Source organism: Vibrio sp. 1580 (genome assembly GCF_033340055.1).
The window spans coordinates 202,416-218,620 of record NZ_JAWOVT010000001.1; the positions used below are offsets into that span (position 1 = coordinate 202,416).

The 16,205-nt window shown below is 43.7% G+C and carries 12 protein-coding genes and 4 tRNA genes; 6 read left to right on the forward strand and 10 right to left on the reverse strand.

Annotated features, from left to right (window positions below):
• Positions 1–71: 71 nt before the first annotated feature.
• Together R7093_RS00975 and R7093_RS00980 are read left to right on the forward strand one after the other, a co-directional pair.
• Positions 72–1,001, forward strand: coding sequence for a CHAD domain-containing protein (locus R7093_RS00975; RefSeq protein ID WP_047101155.1), 930 nt, complete (start codon positions 72–74; stop codon positions 999–1,001).
• A 69-nt stretch (positions 1,002–1,070) separates the two neighbouring features.
• On the forward strand, positions 1,071–1,859 hold the full coding sequence (locus tag R7093_RS00980) for a lipase family protein (RefSeq protein WP_005375991.1): 789 nt from the start codon (positions 1,071–1,073) through the stop codon (positions 1,857–1,859).
• Between the two features lie 74 nt (positions 1,860–1,933).
• Here the strand turns inward: R7093_RS00980 and R7093_RS00985 are convergent, their stop codons facing one another.
• The 4 genes from R7093_RS00985 to R7093_RS01000 all read right to left on the reverse strand — a co-directional run bounded on the left by R7093_RS00985 (position 1,934) and on the right by R7093_RS01000 (position 4,346).
• The gene (locus R7093_RS00985; RefSeq protein ID WP_047101042.1) at positions 1,934–2,188 is read right to left on the reverse strand and encodes a hypothetical protein; all 255 of its coding nucleotides are present in this window, start codon (positions 2,186–2,188) and stop codon (positions 1,934–1,936) included.
• A gap of 130 nt (positions 2,189–2,318) precedes the next feature.
• Entirely contained in the window at positions 2,319–3,842 is a 1,524-nt protein-coding gene (gene amyS / locus R7093_RS00990; protein ID WP_047101041.1) for an alpha-amylase, read from the reverse strand.
• 307 nt (positions 3,843–4,149) lie between these two features.
• A tRNA-Cys gene (locus R7093_RS00995) sits at positions 4,150–4,223 on the reverse strand.
• Between the two features lie 36 nt (positions 4,224–4,259).
• Positions 4,260–4,346, reverse strand: a tRNA-Leu gene (locus R7093_RS01000).
• Between the two features lie 550 nt (positions 4,347–4,896).
• On the opposite strand from R7093_RS01000, the gene R7093_RS01005 reads away from it, so the two are divergent.
• From R7093_RS01005 to R7093_RS01020, 4 genes are all read left to right on the forward strand, one after another.
• On the forward strand, positions 4,897–6,528 hold the full coding sequence (locus tag R7093_RS01005) for a methyl-accepting chemotaxis protein (protein WP_005375988.1): 1,632 nt from the start codon (positions 4,897–4,899) through the stop codon (positions 6,526–6,528).
• A gap of 201 nt (positions 6,529–6,729) precedes the next feature.
• Complete coding sequence (gene alr / locus R7093_RS01010) at positions 6,730–7,959, forward strand: alanine racemase (RefSeq protein ID WP_047101038.1); 1,230 nt, start codon at positions 6,730–6,732, stop codon at positions 7,957–7,959.
• 311 nt (positions 7,960–8,270) lie between these two features.
• Positions 8,271–9,002 carry an AzlC family ABC transporter permease gene (locus R7093_RS01015; RefSeq protein ID WP_017820197.1) on the forward strand — a complete coding sequence of 244 codons (732 nt, stop codon included), beginning with the start codon at positions 8,271–8,273 and terminating at the stop codon, positions 9,000–9,002.
• Positions 8,999–9,307, forward strand: coding sequence for an AzlD family protein (locus tag R7093_RS01020; protein WP_017820198.1), 309 nt, complete (start codon positions 8,999–9,001; stop codon positions 9,305–9,307). Before R7093_RS01015 ends, R7093_RS01020 begins: the two co-directional genes overlap by 4 nt.
• Positions 9,308–9,447: 140 nt before the next feature.
• On the opposite strand, the gene dld is transcribed toward R7093_RS01020, so the two are convergent.
• The 6 genes from dld to R7093_RS01050 all read right to left on the reverse strand — a co-directional run bounded on the left by dld (position 9,448) and on the right by R7093_RS01050 (position 16,195).
• Positions 9,448–11,154 (reverse strand): D-lactate dehydrogenase, encoded by a 1,707-nt coding sequence (dld, locus tag R7093_RS01025; protein ID WP_047101035.1) that lies wholly within the window; start codon positions 11,152–11,154, stop codon positions 9,448–9,450.
• Between the two features lie 382 nt (positions 11,155–11,536).
• The gene (locus tag R7093_RS01030) at positions 11,537–12,439 is read right to left on the reverse strand and encodes a LysR family transcriptional regulator (protein WP_047101034.1); all 903 of its coding nucleotides are present in this window, start codon (positions 12,437–12,439) and stop codon (positions 11,537–11,539) included.
• A 239-nt stretch (positions 12,440–12,678) separates the two neighbouring features.
• A tRNA-Gly gene (locus tag R7093_RS01035) sits at positions 12,679–12,754 on the reverse strand.
• Between the two features lie 37 nt (positions 12,755–12,791).
• Positions 12,792–12,865: transfer RNA gene (locus tag R7093_RS01040), tRNA-Cys, on the reverse strand.
• Between the two features lie 204 nt (positions 12,866–13,069).
• Positions 13,070–14,524 carry an ATPase RavA stimulator ViaA gene (viaA, locus tag R7093_RS01045; protein WP_005375981.1) on the reverse strand — a complete coding sequence of 485 codons (1,455 nt, stop codon included), beginning with the start codon at positions 14,522–14,524 and terminating at the stop codon, positions 13,070–13,072.
• Between the two features lie 9 nt (positions 14,525–14,533).
• Positions 14,534–16,195 (reverse strand): ATPase RavA domain-containing protein, encoded by a 1,662-nt coding sequence (locus R7093_RS01050; RefSeq protein ID WP_005375980.1) that lies wholly within the window; start codon positions 16,193–16,195, stop codon positions 14,534–14,536.
• Positions 16,196–16,205: the final 10 nt, after the last annotated feature.

A 16,205-nucleotide genomic window follows, 5' to 3' on the forward strand; every position in this document is an offset into this window, starting at 1 on the left:
AACAAATCGCGCAAGTTAACAGTATGGGTATAAACTTAATGTGTATTTCAGAGAACAAAATAGCGCTCATCATGTTTCGAAAACCATCATTTCACTTACCCTTACATGCCGACTCCGAACTCGACTTCGTAGTGCCCCACTTCTTCCTTACTGAATTTGATTATGCACGCTCTCTGGAGCAGGGAGTCATCGACGACTTGGATCCTGAATATACACACCAATATCGCGTCACACTGAGGCGCATACGCTCACTATGCTCACTACTTCGCGAACTGATCCCTCCTTTTGAACAGCGTATTTTGAAACCTCATTTAAGAATAATGATGAAGAAAACAAATAAGCTGCGTGATTTGGACGTATTTATCTTGGACAAAAACCAATACATTGAAATGCTCCTAAATCACAAATCGTCTCTTGAGCAACTTTTTTGCTTTATAGAATCTGAACGTGCTTACGAACAAGCAAAAGTTACGCGTTGGCTAGCTACACAAGAATACACAACGCACTGCACTTTGATCAGGAATAGTATGTTGCGAAGTACGCAACACGAACCAGTGGATAGCAACGTACCTGCGTTACTTTTCGCAAGCCAAAAAATCTCCGTTCAATTTAAAAAAGTTGATAAAGCACGACGCAAAATCTCGGACAAAAGTCGTGACAGCGTGATTCATTCGATGCGGATAAAGTGCAAAGCGCTTCGTTATTTGTTAGAAGGATTTTCCACGCTCTATCCTTCCCAACAGCACAAAAACAACGTGAAACAACTAAAACTATTGCAAGACAAGCTCGGTGACTTTAACGACACTTCAAGTCAAATTGAATTTTTCGCACAACTCAAAGAAACAGCAAATCTCAATAAACAAGATCGTAAGGCTTTGAAAAAGCTAATTAACGTGCTTAGCGAACATCATGAACTCTCTCGCCAAACCATCTTGACGCATTTAAGCCAGTTAGAGTCTTTCGTTCGCGATTCCAATACACAAAATCTCTACCGACCCTAAATCAAGGTTCACGTATTCTTAATATTCATTAATTACAGTCAATCGTTGGGCTCCACTAAGAAAGATAACGTGAAACCATTAAAACGATACCAATACGAGCGCTATGCGGTGCTTTGTAATCTCGCCTACCCTCGCGTCTTCAGACAAACTCAATATGGATTCGATCCTAATGGGCAACGAGTCATTAGAAATGAACACGGTAAGATTATGATTCGCGTGCTCTGGAGTAAAAAACAGAGTGAAGTGGTCGTAGTGATTAAAGGCTCACACAGTATCAGTGATTGGTTGTTGAACTTCGCGATGTGGACGAGAAGTTGTCGAAGGTTGGGACTAAACTATCGCATTCACGCGGGTTTCTATCATCTGTTGTTCCAAGAAAGTTTACCGAGCCGGAATGAAGATCGGTTAGGGTTGACCGTGATCGAACGCCTCGAAGGTATCGTTGTACCACTTATTCTCAGGGGAAAAAGAATCACTATTACTGGCCACTCTTCAGGTGGCGCGATTGGCAGTGTTTTTGCTGACTATATTGAGAAAAAATACCCCAAAAGCATTAAACGCGTGGTCACTTTCGGACAGCCCGCTGTCGGAGATTGGACGTTTAAGAAACGCTACCGTTTGGGGCACAAAACATACAGGATTTGTTGCGACATCGACATCGTGACCTTCATGCCGCCCGTACCTTTTTTGTATTGGCATGTAGGCAAAATGCTATGGTTATATAACGGGAGAATATACGAGAACACCCCAACGCTCATACGGCTTGGGCGCTCCTTATTTAGTTGGTTAATGCGACCGTTCTCTTATCACTTTATGAGTAAATACATTCGCGACAAAGACTTTTTTGATGAACGCTGAGTTAAACATCCGAAAGGTATGACGTACAGACACGATAAAGCCGGACTCCGCCGGCTTTACGATTAAGTGGTGATCTACAGAGAGGCAATTTCTTTTTCAAGTTGATATTTGTTATCTGTGACAATTCGCTCTAACACTTCAACGCGTCGCTTCAAGTCACCAATTTGCTTGTTAAGGTCATCTTGTTCTTCTCGGCTCATCATATTACGTTCAGATATCTCCAACGCTCTTACTTCTTTACGATGGTTCAAGATTAACTTTATTATCCCGCCTCCAAATATGGCACCGAACACAATAGCCACAACCAATACATCAGCAATAGATTCCATTCTTTATCTTCCTCTAGATTATGCTCAAATATAAGTTACTCATTTGCTGAATGAATATCAAATAACACATTGATTCATTGAAAAGTTTTATCAAGAATTGCCTACTCTGTATCAAAATCACAGGAATGGATTATTCAACGCCAACCCAAACCGAGACAGATCCGCCGTTTACTGGGAACTCAGCCCAACCATTCGCATCAGTCCAAACTTCTTCAGTTCGGATACCCAACTTGTCTACGTAGCGAGCACTTGGTTTACCCGTATACATCCACTTCGAGCCGCCAGGTCCATCACTCATGATCACGGCCATTGAATGTGGATGCTTTGCATCACCTTCTCGAGTCCAACCAATTACATCCCAGTGGTCGAGATAAGAATGTTGTTTGCCATACGCATAATCTTTACGCAGTGTTACTAGCTCTTCAATGTAAGGCACTTTGACCATATTGATGTCATGTCCTTTATCACTGTACTGCGCGCCGTAGTAATCTGCATAAAACACGGATGGATAACCTTCTTCACGCAATAAGATAAACGCGTAAGCGAGCGGCTTAAACCACCAATCAACCGTCGACTCCAAAGCCTGCAAAGGTTGAGTGTCATGGTTTTCTACTAAGGTTACCGCTTTGACTGAATTGTCCTTCATCAGCGTACCATCCATGATTTGACGCATATCGTAGCTACCACCCGATTTAGAAGCATTGTAGAAGTTCATGTGTAACGGTGCATCGAATAGAGACATGCTGCCAGAAGTTTTGGTGATAAAGTTATGCAGCTGATTCACATCGTAGTTCCAGTACTCTCCGACCGTGAATAGTTCTTTCCCTGTTGTCCAACGTAGGTGATCAATCCATTCTTGCAGGTATTGATATTTGATGTGCTTCACCGCGTCCATTCTAAACCCATCCACACCCGTCATGTTGATATACCACTCGCCCCAGTCTTTCAGCTCTTGCTTCACTTCAGGGTGATCCATGTCTAGATCAGCGTACATAAGGTAATCGTAGTTGCCTTTTTCCGAGCTAACTTCCCAATCCCATGCCTTACCCTCACCTTTGAATTTGAAGATAGCTTTTTCTTCGCCAGCATCGTCCCAGTCCACGCCATCAAAGTGGTACCACGTCCAATGAAAGTTTGAGTACTTGTCGTTGCGCCCAGGGAAATCAAACTCTACCCACGCTTCAATCCATTTATCACCAAGTTCAATATTTCGGTTGTTCCAATCTACTCGCTTGGTATCAACCCAAGACTTTCCATCCGCACCACCGCGATGGTTGAACACCACATCGCCATAAATCTGGATATTGTTTTTATGGGCAGCATTGATGGCGCTTAGGTACTGATCTTTGGTGCCATACTTGGTGCGCACCGAACCTTTTTGATCAAACTCTCCCAAATCGTACATATCATAAACGCCATAACCGACGTCGTTGCTACCACCAGCACCTTTATAGGCGGGTGGTAACCATAACGCAGTAAAGCCGTTATCAGATAGTGCCGACGCGTTGTTTTCAACTTGTGTCCAGAGTGCACCGTCATTTGGCACATACCAATGGAAATACTGCATCATGGTGCCATTTTGTGCCGCCATTACAGGCGAACTGAGCAGCAAAGTTAAGGGTAAAAGTGTAGGTTTAAGGTTGAATGTTTTCATTATTTTTCTCTCACGTTAAGGACTAGAATCCTCCTTTCTGCATATACGCACCAAGCGATACTAACTATGACGCTAGCTAGGTTGCTGCCTGTAATACAAAAAGTTCGGATTACAATCGAAGAGAAACTATCACCAATCACACTATACAATTATTGAGTTGTCTAACATTTATAAAATCAATGATTAGCGCATTAAAAATATTGAATGGTGATCAAAACATGGGAGACTTTAGGAAAGCGCGAAGGGTTACGAAAAGGCGGACTAAAAACGAAAAAAGCCAGTCATTTAAGACTGGCTTTCGAAATAGTGGAGGCGCCTCCCGGAGTCGAACCGAGGTCCACGGATTTGCAATCCGCTGCATAGCCACTCTGCCAAGGCGCCTTTCTGATTTTGTATCTCTGTCACCAAAGATTTTGATGGTGCCCCGGGCCGGACTTGAACCGGCACAGCGCGAACGCCGAGGGATTTTAAATCCCTTGTGTCTACCAATTCCACCACCAGGGCAACGCAATCATGCGATGGGTTAGACACCATCTGTCTCAGCGGCCTTTGCCGTGAGAACGAGGCGTACTTTAACGGATTAATTTATCTGGTCAACAATAAATTTTATCTTTTTGATTTAAGTGCTTAAAAAGCGATCTGACTAGTACGTTTGGCATTCAATTAGACCAATAAGCACCCGTTCCCTTTCATTAGCTATGAAGTCATACGCATACTAGTGTCCGTAACTGCTTCGAGGTAAACACGCGACTATCACGTTATGAACGCTGATCTTTTCATCGTTGTAACATCTGTAACAATTTGATTCCCTACTCTTGGCACGACTGCGTACAGAACATCATATTTTGTTACCGATAACTTTATATCGAATGTGGTCGTACCTTTATAAAATCATTGACTTTTTTTATTTTCAAACAAAGCTCAATTCATTATCGAAAATATCAATAAATAATGGTACGTTACACGAGTTGCAGTAATTTAATGGACATATATCACATATAAGGATGTGGTTTACTTTGGCGACACAACATAAGAAAAACAAGGTATATCACTAATGTCTATCAAGAATCTTTCTATAGCGAAAAAGATATCGCTATCGTTTTTACTCATTGCCATCGTCAACATTGCATTTGGCGTATTTTTATCTACAGAGCTCAAAAGCATCAAATCTGAGCTTTTAAACTATACCGACGATACGCTTCCTGCAATGGAAAGGGTCGATTCGATTCGAGATCACTTGTCTCGCTGGCGCCGAGCTCAATTTGCTGCGTACACTTATGAAGACGCAGACCAAGTCAAAACTAAAATTTCTAACAATATTAGAGAACGCGAAAAGATCACTAGAGAGCTCAACGCTTACGGTGAAACTATCTGGCCTGGCGAAGAGCAGCAAACTTACCAGCGTCTTATGCGTCAATGGAAAAAGTACTTGGTTACTATGGACCAGTACAATGAAGCGATGCTAGCTAACGACAAAAGCAAGGCCCACCCTATTTTGGCGAACTCCTTGTCTGCTTTCGAAGCGGTTGACTCAGAGTTAGGCGAACTAATCCGTCTCCTTAAAGAAGCTATGGATAGCAACAAAACTCATATCCTGTCCTCTGTAAATGGATTGAGTAATTCTTCAATTGCAAGTAACGTGATTATTCTACTGATCATGGTAGGCATGACATACGTGCTGACTCGCCTAATTTGTGGCCCACTTAAACTTGTTGTTGAGCAAGCAAATGCCATCGCGACAGGTGATCTATCAAGTGACATTGACCGTAAAGCAATCGGCAATGACGAGCTTGGTGAACTGGCAGACGCGACCACTAAGATGCAAGACGACTTACGCCAAGTTATCGATAATGTGATTGCTGCAGTTACTCAGTTAAGCAGCGCTGTCGAAGAGATGAACCAAATCTCCGATATTTCTGCGTCTGGTATGAAAGATCAACAGCTGCAAATTACGCACATCGCAACAGCAATGACAGAAATGAAAGCGGCCGTAGCCGATGTTGCTCGTAACACTGAAGACTCAGCGAACCAAGCTAACGAAGCAAACCGCCGCACACAACACGGTGTTCGTGAAACCCAAGGTATGGTTGACGCGATTCAAGAAGTTTCAAACGTAATTGGCGCTGCAGGCGATACCGTAGCAGAGCTTGAACAGCAATCGAATAAAATTAACGTGATCGTGGATGTTATCCGCGACATCGCCGATCAAACCAACCTACTTGCACTTAATGCAGCCATTGAAGCGGCGCGTGCTGGTGAGTCTGGTCGTGGCTTTGCCGTCGTTGCAGACGAAGTTCGAACTCTTGCCGGCCGTACGCAAGATTCAACGAGTGAAATCACTTCGATCATTGAGCAGCTACAATCACTTGCAAAAGACGCAAAATCAGCCACTGAACTTTCTAGAACCAGTATTTCAGAATGTGCAGAACAAGGCATTCAATCAAAACAGCTGATGAGCGACATTGAGCATTCGATTTCGGACATCTCAGACATGGGTACCCAAATCGCCACGGCTTGTAACCAGCAAGACTCTGTTGCAGAAGAGCTTAACCGCAGCATTGAAAACATACATTTGGCATCTCAAGAGGTCTCGCAAGGTTCGGAGCAAACCGCACAGGCGTGCCGCGAACTAAGCCAGCTATCCATTTCTCTTAAAGATGTAATGAGCCGCTTTAAACTGAGTTAAACTCAGTGGATACCTTAGTAGATATCAAATCAATCCCGATTTGCTTAAATTGAATGTCATCACTGAGGTATATTTAGGTATATATTAAATCACTATCTTAATAAACGCTCCAAAGCACCACTTGGAGCGTTTTACTTCGTCAGGTACTTTCCCCAAGTACTCAATAACATAACCAATACAAAAAACGCGTACGGAGACTTTATGCGCTTAAATAAAACCTTACTATCACTGACTATCGCTGCTGCAATCGCGGTTCCTGTAATGCAAGCCACTGCCGCTCCTCTTCAAATTAGCAATACAGCAGCAAAAGCAGAGCAAGTTCAAGGTGCTAACGCTTGGCTAGAAATAAACTTAGGTCAGTTCCGCGATAATATTGAGCAGTTTAAATCGCACATGGATGGCAAAACGAAAATCTGCGCCGTGATGAAAGCCGACGCATACGGTAATGGTATCGCAGGCCTGATGCCGACTATTATCGAACAACAAATTCCTTGCGTTGCCGTTGCAAGTAACGCCGAAGCACAAACTGTTCGCGACAGTGGCTTTAAAGGCCAACTCATGCGTGTACGCTCAGCGGATATTGGCGAGATTGAAGCCGCAATCGACCTAAATGTCGAAGAGTTGATAGGCACAGCAGAGCAAGCTAAAGCACTGTCTAAACTAGCCGAGAAAGCTGGTAAAGAAATCAAAGTTCACCTTGCTCTGAACGACGGTGGTATGGGACGTAATGGTGTTGATATGACGACAGAAGCGGGCAAGAAAGAAGCGCTAGAAATCGCTCAACAAGCTGGCGTTAGTATTGTTGGTATCATGACTCATTTCCCTAACTACAATGCAGACGACGTGCGCCAAAAGTTAGCTTCATTCAAAGACAGTTCTGCATGGCTGATTAAAGAAGCGAATCTAAAACGCGACAACATTTTACTGCACGTAGCAAACTCTTACACCGCGCTTAATGTTCCTGAGGCCCAGCTTGATATGGTTCGTCCTGGTGGCGTTTTATACGGAGACTTACCAACTAACCCTGAGTACCCTTCTATCGTGTCTTTCAAAACACGCGTGGCATCCGTTCACCACCTTCCAAAAAATAGCACAGTCGGTTACGACAGCAGCTACACAACAAGCAAAGAAAGCTTAATGGCGAACATTCCTGTTGGTTACTCTGATGGTTATCCACGAAAAATGGGGAATACAGCAGAAGTTCTGATCAATGGCCAACGTGCAAAAGTTGCGGGCGTTGCTTCAATGAACACTACAATGGTAGATGTTACAGGTATCAAAGATGTTGAGCCTGGTTCTGAAGTTGTTTTGTTTGGCTCCCAACAAGGCAAAACGATTTCAGCTGCTGAGATGGAAAAACACGCAGAAGTCATCTTCCCTGAACTATACACGGTTTGGGGAAGCGCGAACCCTCGTGTCTACGTAAAATAAACCTATTCAGTTATTCGTAACAGAGCGAAAAAGCGAGCCTCGTGCTCGCTTTCTTTCTTATTTACTAATCTGTACTAGCTCGTGATGTTATCAATTGAACAGAGCTTACTATTTCTGTTGTTTTATTCTCCTTTAGCACTACCAAGCGCGACTCTCTACACTCTGTTTCTTAAAGCCGCTTGGATGGCTCAATTTTATATAGCACTTAGTGTTTGAAAGCCCCTCTAATTGATGTTAAACATGAAGTTTACAAAAGAATAACAAACACACTCGTATGGCACTGCCCCTTTGCCTGCTAGCTAGGTATCTCTATGACAGAAAATACTCAACATCTTCAACGCTCCTCCACTGAGTTGCACGAATTTAATCGGCTTGACGTCTGGAACGGATTCACCCAACTTTTACCCCTCTCTATGTTCGTGGTCATATTTGGCCTCGCTTTCGGTGTTGCTGCCGTACAGACTGGACTAGATGTATTTCCCACTATGTTGATGAGCACACTGGTCTTCGCCGGTGCTTCACAATTTGCCACGTTAGAAATGTGGGGAGCAGAAGTCCCTCTCATTCCAGTACTTATTACTGTATTTGCGATTAATGCTCGTCACCTCTTGATGGGAGCCACACTTTATCCATGGTTACGACAACTCCCACCAACAAAACGTTACGGTGTAATGCTGGTAGCATCAGACGCTAACTGGGCAATGGCACTCAATGCATTCGGTAGAAAAGAACCAGGCTTTGGCTTACTTGTTGGTGGCGGCTTAGCGATGTGGTCTTTTTGGATTGTGGGCACCTGGATCGGCATTTATTTTGGTAGCGCAATCAAAGATCCGGTGGGCCTCGGGCTCGATATGGTTATGGGGTGCTTCCTGCTGTCTATGGTGGTAGCCGGGCCGAAAGACTTAAGAATCTTTGCGATTTGGGCCATAGCAGCAGCCTCTTCTATGTTGGCGTATTGGTATTTGCCAGAGAATAGCCACGTAGTGGTTGGCGCCATTACTGGCGGAGTATTGGGTGCTTGTTGGAAGGAGAAGAAAGCATGAACATCGAAACAACCTTAGGTGGCACACTGCTTATCATTATCGCTATGGCGTTAGTCACGCTCATAACCCGCTGGGGCGGTGTGTATGTTATGTCATTCATTCCAATTAGCGAACGGGTTCAACGTTTCATTACTGCGATGTCAGGTTCCGTACTGGTTGCGCTTTTAGCTCCGCTAGCAGTAGAGGGTGATAATGGTGCTAGAGCAGCACTGTTTTCTACTGCCGTTGTCATGTTCATCGTGAAAAAGCCTCTACCCGCAATCGCAGCAGGCATCATCGCTGCCGCTGCAGTACGTGCTCTTTAGTCGTTGTTTCAAAGCCGATACCAATCATCAATAAAAGACCCAAAACACAAAGCCCTGATGTCACAAGTGTCATCAGGGCTTATCTTATGCTCATCATTTTAACGATGAACAACGATTATTAATCATGGTGATGCAGCACATTATGCACAGCAGTTACAATTGCGCTTATATTTGTCCATTTTGCCAATACCAGGGTTAAAGGTATTGGTTGGGTCTAATTCGTGGTAAAACTTCTGCAACGAGTTTTCGGCTTCATACAAGTGACCCACGTTATGTTCTGCTGGGTATTTGGCACCACGGCTATTGAGGTGCTCTAGCATCAGCTTTTTCATCAACTTCGTGTCAGTCCCTTTTTTGAAAATGTAATCTTGATGGAAGACGTAACACATAAAGTGACCATAATAGAGCGCTTGAACAAGGTTCTTACTCACCTCTTCAGGCAAAGTTTCTAGCCACTCTTCATCATTACGTCGCAAAGCGATATCAAGTGCAACGATGTCTTCTACGTCTTTTCGATGAATCGTCTCGTAACGAATTGCTGCACCTGCTGCTGCAAAGCGATGTAAATAAGCTTTTTTACCTTCTTCCGGCGTACACTCGAAGAAATCACAGTCGTCTTCAACAGCCCAAACTTCCTTGAGGTATTTTTGTGCTTCAGCAATACCACCATCACTCATTTTCAATACCAGGTGATGCTCATACTTGTCACGGAAATCCAGCATTCGCTCTGGTAAATGTTGTGGGAACAACTTGCTCGCGTAGTACAAAATGGTGTCTGGCAGATATTTACTGACAAACGGGATGCGCTCTAAGAAGTTTTCTACCTTAGCTTTAAGTGCGAACATTTTTGGCAGCTTATCTGTGCCTAACAAGTCGATGGATAAGAACACATCCTTGCCGTACTTCTCTGCCATGTTGAAGATATCTCGATGCAAGTATTCTCCCATCTCAGGCAAGTTATCAAACGTAGATAAGAAGTCTTTTCGCAACTTCGTTAGTTTCGCAGGGTCATTGGTGCCAAGGTAAAAAACCTGCTCTTTTTCTGGGACTGGGTAGCTGTCAACCCGAACGGCAAAAATCCCCAACTTACCAGCGCAGCCACTGGCTTCAAATAATCGGCGTTCATCGGCATTAAAGCGAGAAGGAATGTCAGAAGTCACGTCTCGAACACGTTCATCGTATTCTTTGTCTGACGCCATTCGCTCATCATGAATGATCTTCGCTGGGTCAAAGTTCCCTTCTTGCAGGTTTGTTAGAATTTCTTCTGGCGTTTCACCTAATCCTTCAATACCAAGGTGGTTCACCAAATGTAACTGGCCTTGCTTATCCACCTGCGCATAGATCGCCAGTTCCGTATAAGCAGGACCACGCTTAACTAGCGCACCGCCTGAGTTATTAGCGATACCACCGACCACAGTGGCACCTAGGGATGAAGAGCCGATGATAGAATGCGGTGCTCGGTTCACTGCCTTCAACTCTTTCTCCAGAGAGTGTAAGCTCGCACCAGGCAAGCAAACCGCCTGCTTACCGCCATCTAATAAGTGAATCTTCTTGATTTTGGTAATATTGATCACAACCACATCGCGATCATAATCATTACCACTCGGAGCCGAGCCCTCTGTTAAACCTGTTTTAGCCGCCTGCATGATAATGATGCAGTTTGCTTCAACACACTGTTTAATAATCTTCCATTGTTCTAGAAGAGTGTTAGGAAACACGATAGCAAGCGCATTACCACTACCCGAACGAAACCCCGAGCGGTAATATTTCGTTTTAACCTCGTCGGTTAGAACATTTTCTTCCCCAACGATGGCTTTAAATTCTTCAATCAGCTGCTTTTGTTTCATATCCGTATCTCTAGTTATTGTACTTCGCTCACAACACCGCTTAGCGGCAGGCATGGCGTTTGAGCCACTATAAGCAGTCCATTTCTCTGCGTCTATGTCAGACGGGCGTGCAATACGTAATCAATAAACAACAAACAAAATAATTCTTTATTTTTCTGTCACTTATCTTTCACATTTGAGAAATTTAACGTAAGAAACAGACCGTTTCTTAAAAGAAACAATAGCAAAACCATTTGTTAACAGTTGTGCGGGGTATCTTGTTATCAATATTAGTGAAGAAAACGAGGAGAAGCGTAAGCCCCTAAATTTAAGAGGATTCTTAGAAATGAAGATGGAAACATAAGCTCAACACCAATATAACGATCGGTGTTGAGTTATTGGCTTAAAATCGATGGTTTTGACTTTGAAAGCTTGAGTATAGATGATCGATAAAGATCTTAATTTTTTCTGGTTGCTGACGAGTGTAAGGATACACCGCATAAATACCCAAACATTTGGCGGTTTCGTCTTTAAATAACTGAATCAGACTGCCTTGCTTTAAGTCTTCATAAACCAATACACGCGGTACATAGATGATTCCCTGCCCTAACAGCGCCACATTTCTCAATACAGAAGAATTGTTGGTACAGAGGTTACCGTCGACGGTGATTTGATATACCTCGTCTCCATCTTTAAACGCCCACTCATGCGCTCCGGTTTCTTGGTAGGAATAGACTAAACAATTGTGTTTAGCCAAGGCTTGAGGTTGTTTAGGTATGCCATGTTTAGCTAGGTATTGGGGTGACGCGCAAATGATCCAATTCGCATCCACCAGCTTTCTTGCAATCAGACTAGAATCTGGCAACACACCCGTTCTAATTGCCAAATCAAAACGTTCATTCACGATATCGACGAAACGATTATCTAGATCCATATCGATATTGATGTCTGGGTATTTCTGATTAAATTCATTAATCACTTGAGGAAGAATTAATTCACCAGAGATAGTAGGCACCGAAATTTTAATGTTTCCAGATAAGTTTTTACCTAAACCCACAATGGATTCTTCCGCCGTTGCCACCGCTTGATAAACCGCTTTTGCATGAGTAAAAAACGCTCGTCCTGCTTCAGTCAACGTTAGCGTTCGCGTTGTTCGGTAGAGAAGCTGTACACCAAGCTCTTGTTCAAGCTTGGCAATCCGTTTACTGACGACCGATTTGGTCAGTGACATATGTCTCGCGGCAGCACTGAATGAACCTTGCTCGATCAAGTGATAAAAAATGATGTAATCGTCGGTATTTCTCATGCGTCTTCGTCAAATCCTTTGGAAGCCCGTATTGTAAACTGAAATTGGCTGAGGTGCGAAACATCGGGTCACACTTAATATCAGAAACTCGTGACAGAGATGGGGTTGCTAAGCTCACAGGTAATGAAAAAGAGATGGTGTGAATTTATCAGTCTTCAGATACAAAAAAACCAGCTTTCGCTGGTTTTAAGTTGATGCACTTGGCATCGAGATACCGCCATGGCCATATCTGAATAATTTGGAGCGACACACGAGGTTCGAACTCGTGACCTCAACCTTGGCAAGGTTGCGCTCTACCAACTGAGCTAGTGTCGCATTTATTCTCGAAAGCCATTCACTCTCAAAAGAATAATGGAGGCGCCTCCCGGAGTCGAACCGAGGTCCACGGATTTGCAATCCGCTGCATAGCCACTCTGCCAAGGCGCCTTTTTATTACGCTTCAGGGCTCTACCCCGTTGCGTTGGTGGCTACTTTACGGATTGAGAGAAGATAGTCAAACAAAAACATTTCATTTTCTGTTCGTTTGATTTCTTTTAAGTCAATTCGACCAAAGTTCGATCTTATTGGCTTAAAACGAAGCAATATAAATCTCGCTTTCAGTTCGTTTTGTCCCATGAAACATTAAGGCGTTTAATAGTTGCTGACCCTTTTTAGCAATCTTCCCACAACATTAGGGTGATAAGACCAAGTGTGATCAAACATCGACATTAATGCAGGATTTCCGTATTTCGATAAGCTAATCGCGTGAAAACGGTTTTTCTTCGCTTTGAGCGCATCCACTTTGGCCAGTAACTCGTCTTGTTGTTTTGGCGCGATAAAGTCGGAAATGACTACCATGTCTGCGTTTTTATATTTATCACCGCTCATCAAGTCGATAGATTTAATCAAAGTTGGCTCTAAGTCTGTACCACCATGGAAGCTATAAGTTAGAAAGTCCGCCGCCTCGCGCAGACCATCTTGTTTGGTTAGTTCGTAGGTAATGTGTTCCGTAGAAAAAATAATGACATAGCAATCACGTTGCTCCGCTAGTGCGATTTGCATCAGAGCATAAGCCATGGCTTTGGCGCATTGCTCAGGAAAGCCACTCATGGAACCGGACGCGTCCACACAAACAATGAAGGGGCCTTTTTCGATATCTACCGCTTTATGGTCAGGTCGGTGAGCTTTAACTTTACGTAACGTGCGCGATTTGCCTTGTGTACGATAGTTCATGAGCCGTTTATCAACTAAGTGTTTATAGAACACAACTTCAAGTTCAGGATACGCCAAAAACATCGTTTCGTTGGGAAGTAGCTTATTTAGATCATCGCTTTCGTGAATACCGACAATATCATCCGTCGCCTCATCACTTTTCTCTTCGACCAATTGAAGTTCTTCAGTGGGCGCACGATTTAGTTCAGGATCATTTACTTGCCCCGCCATACGACCGAGTTGCTCCGCAATTTCTTGCAAGCCTTGGTGCTTCTTCAGAAACTCAGCATGGCGTTTCATCACCGTTAAGTCTGTTTTACTCAACTTGGCAGATGCCATATCCCACAGGCGCCCTACACTTTCAGCGTCACCCGACTCCGTGACTTTATCCATATTACGCATGGTTTCCATACGTTGATACAGGTCATTCAGCACCTTTTCTTTATTGGCTTCAAGCTCGCTTACTTGCGCTTGTTTTATAGCATCGGTGAGGCTTTTGTACCATTGATCACAAAAGTAATGAGGGAACATAGGGTTATTCATCCCTTTGTTCTTTTCCATCATTCGGCGAGCTTGCATGTAAAACGCAGAGTGCCATTCCAGCTTTTTAATCACATCTTCGATGTTTTCAAAAAACGCCTCTTCATCCCAATGAATAACCTCTTGATATAAAGACAGCTCTTGTTGGAAACGCTCTGTCTCACATACCTTGGTGATCCGTTTTTTGACGCTGCCTCGCCACTTTAACAAGTGACCTTTGACCGAAGATTTAACACCTCGGTTTTCTGCCATCATCATGACTTGTGAACGAGCCATCAAATCATTAACTGCGCTATCGATGATGCCGGAGTCGGCCACCATCAGCGCGAGGTTAAGTCCGTCTGCACCTAGCATGTCGTCTCCTTATGAGAAAAACTGATTTAAGTTTTTAAAGCGTTGGATAACTTTTTCACTTTCTGCTTGGATTGATTCAAGTCTCTGACTGACCTGTTGTAGACTCGACTCCATAAGGCGGGGTAGTTCAGGATCAACAAAGCTATGCGGAAGCGCATCATGAAAGTTCGCTTTCACCTTGCGCATATGGTGTTCTGCCTCACTAAGCTGATTTACGGCTTTTTCGCTCTGCGTTAACCACTTTTGGTAAAGCTCTACATCCAAGCCCTCTTGAGTCACTAGGCTAACCAAAATGCCTCGGTTCGCGATATCACGGATAACTAGGTTATTCGCCGCGTCAACATCAAATCGTAAACGGCACATGTTGGTGTTTTGATTGACGTAACCATACACATCACCGCTTCCCTCTTTAATGACTCGATCTAACTCATCTTTGGGTACATAAACCCAGCGGCTATCACCTTTTTCTGATTCTGAAACCGACATGTTGCTTTGCAAGACAACCAATTTAACTAAGTTAACGGCTGCGCCAACTTTGTACATCTTGGCTTTAGAGGTATCAAAGCGCATGGTTTCTTTACGCAAAATACCCGTGGCCGCTTCAGACGTTAACGTCATGCGGTAGGCATCTTCTAGTTCATGTTGGACATCAACCAAAGACTCACGGCAGTACTCGATTTCCTGCTCCGCGTCTTGTTGATCAAATGCATGTTTTAAGGCGAACTCTTGAACCACTTCACGTACCACATCTCGCGATTCAGGACTGTTCCATAAACAATCTTGCAGCAGTAAAAGGTCAAGCGGATTTATTTCATCGCGACCATTAAAAAACGCGCTCGCTTTTAACAACTTCACGGCTTTCTTCCAGCGGCGGTCAGAGACATACATATCGGTATTGGCCACATCACCAAACTGAGCTTCAACTTTGCTTTCTAACATCGTTTTAAGCTGGAAAAGCTTTTCGAATGCATTGTCGGTTAACGTCAATTTGTCGAGCTGTTGTTGCCATTGATGATATTCTTCATCAGTTATCGCTAGGCCTTCTGGTACTTGTGCCTCTTGCGATGTGCCCACAGTCAACATCGACTTAAAGTTTTGTTTATTCTGAATTCGATTCACAAACACACGCACCAACATGCGGTCGTAGAGCGCATCCAATCCACTATCTTCATCGGGTAATTCATTGGAAGCCGATACCAACAAGCGCATTGGCACACGCTCGATATCGCTGCCATTTTTGAATGTTTTCTCATTAACCACTGTCAGCAATGTATTAAGAATTGCAGGGCCCGCCTTCCAGATTTCATCCAAAAATACGACTTGTGCAGTTGGCAAATACCCTTTAGTTAAGCGAACATAACGGCCGTTGTCTTTTAGCTCTTGGATACTCAGTGGCCCAAACACCTCTTCAGGGGTTGAGAAGCGCGTCATCAGGTATTCGAAGTAACTGCTGTTATCGAACGCTTGGATGAGTCGTTTGGCAATTAAGCTTTTTGCAATACCAGGGGGACCTAAAAGAAAAACACTTTCACCAGCAAGTGCAGCAAGAAGGCAGAGCTTGATCGTATGTTCACGCTCATAAACGCCATCCGTTAACGCTTTCGCCAATTTATTGATGCGTTCTGAGAGAAGCGCTTTTTCGGCATTTGAGGTAAATAAGGTTTGTGTCATACGTTCTCCG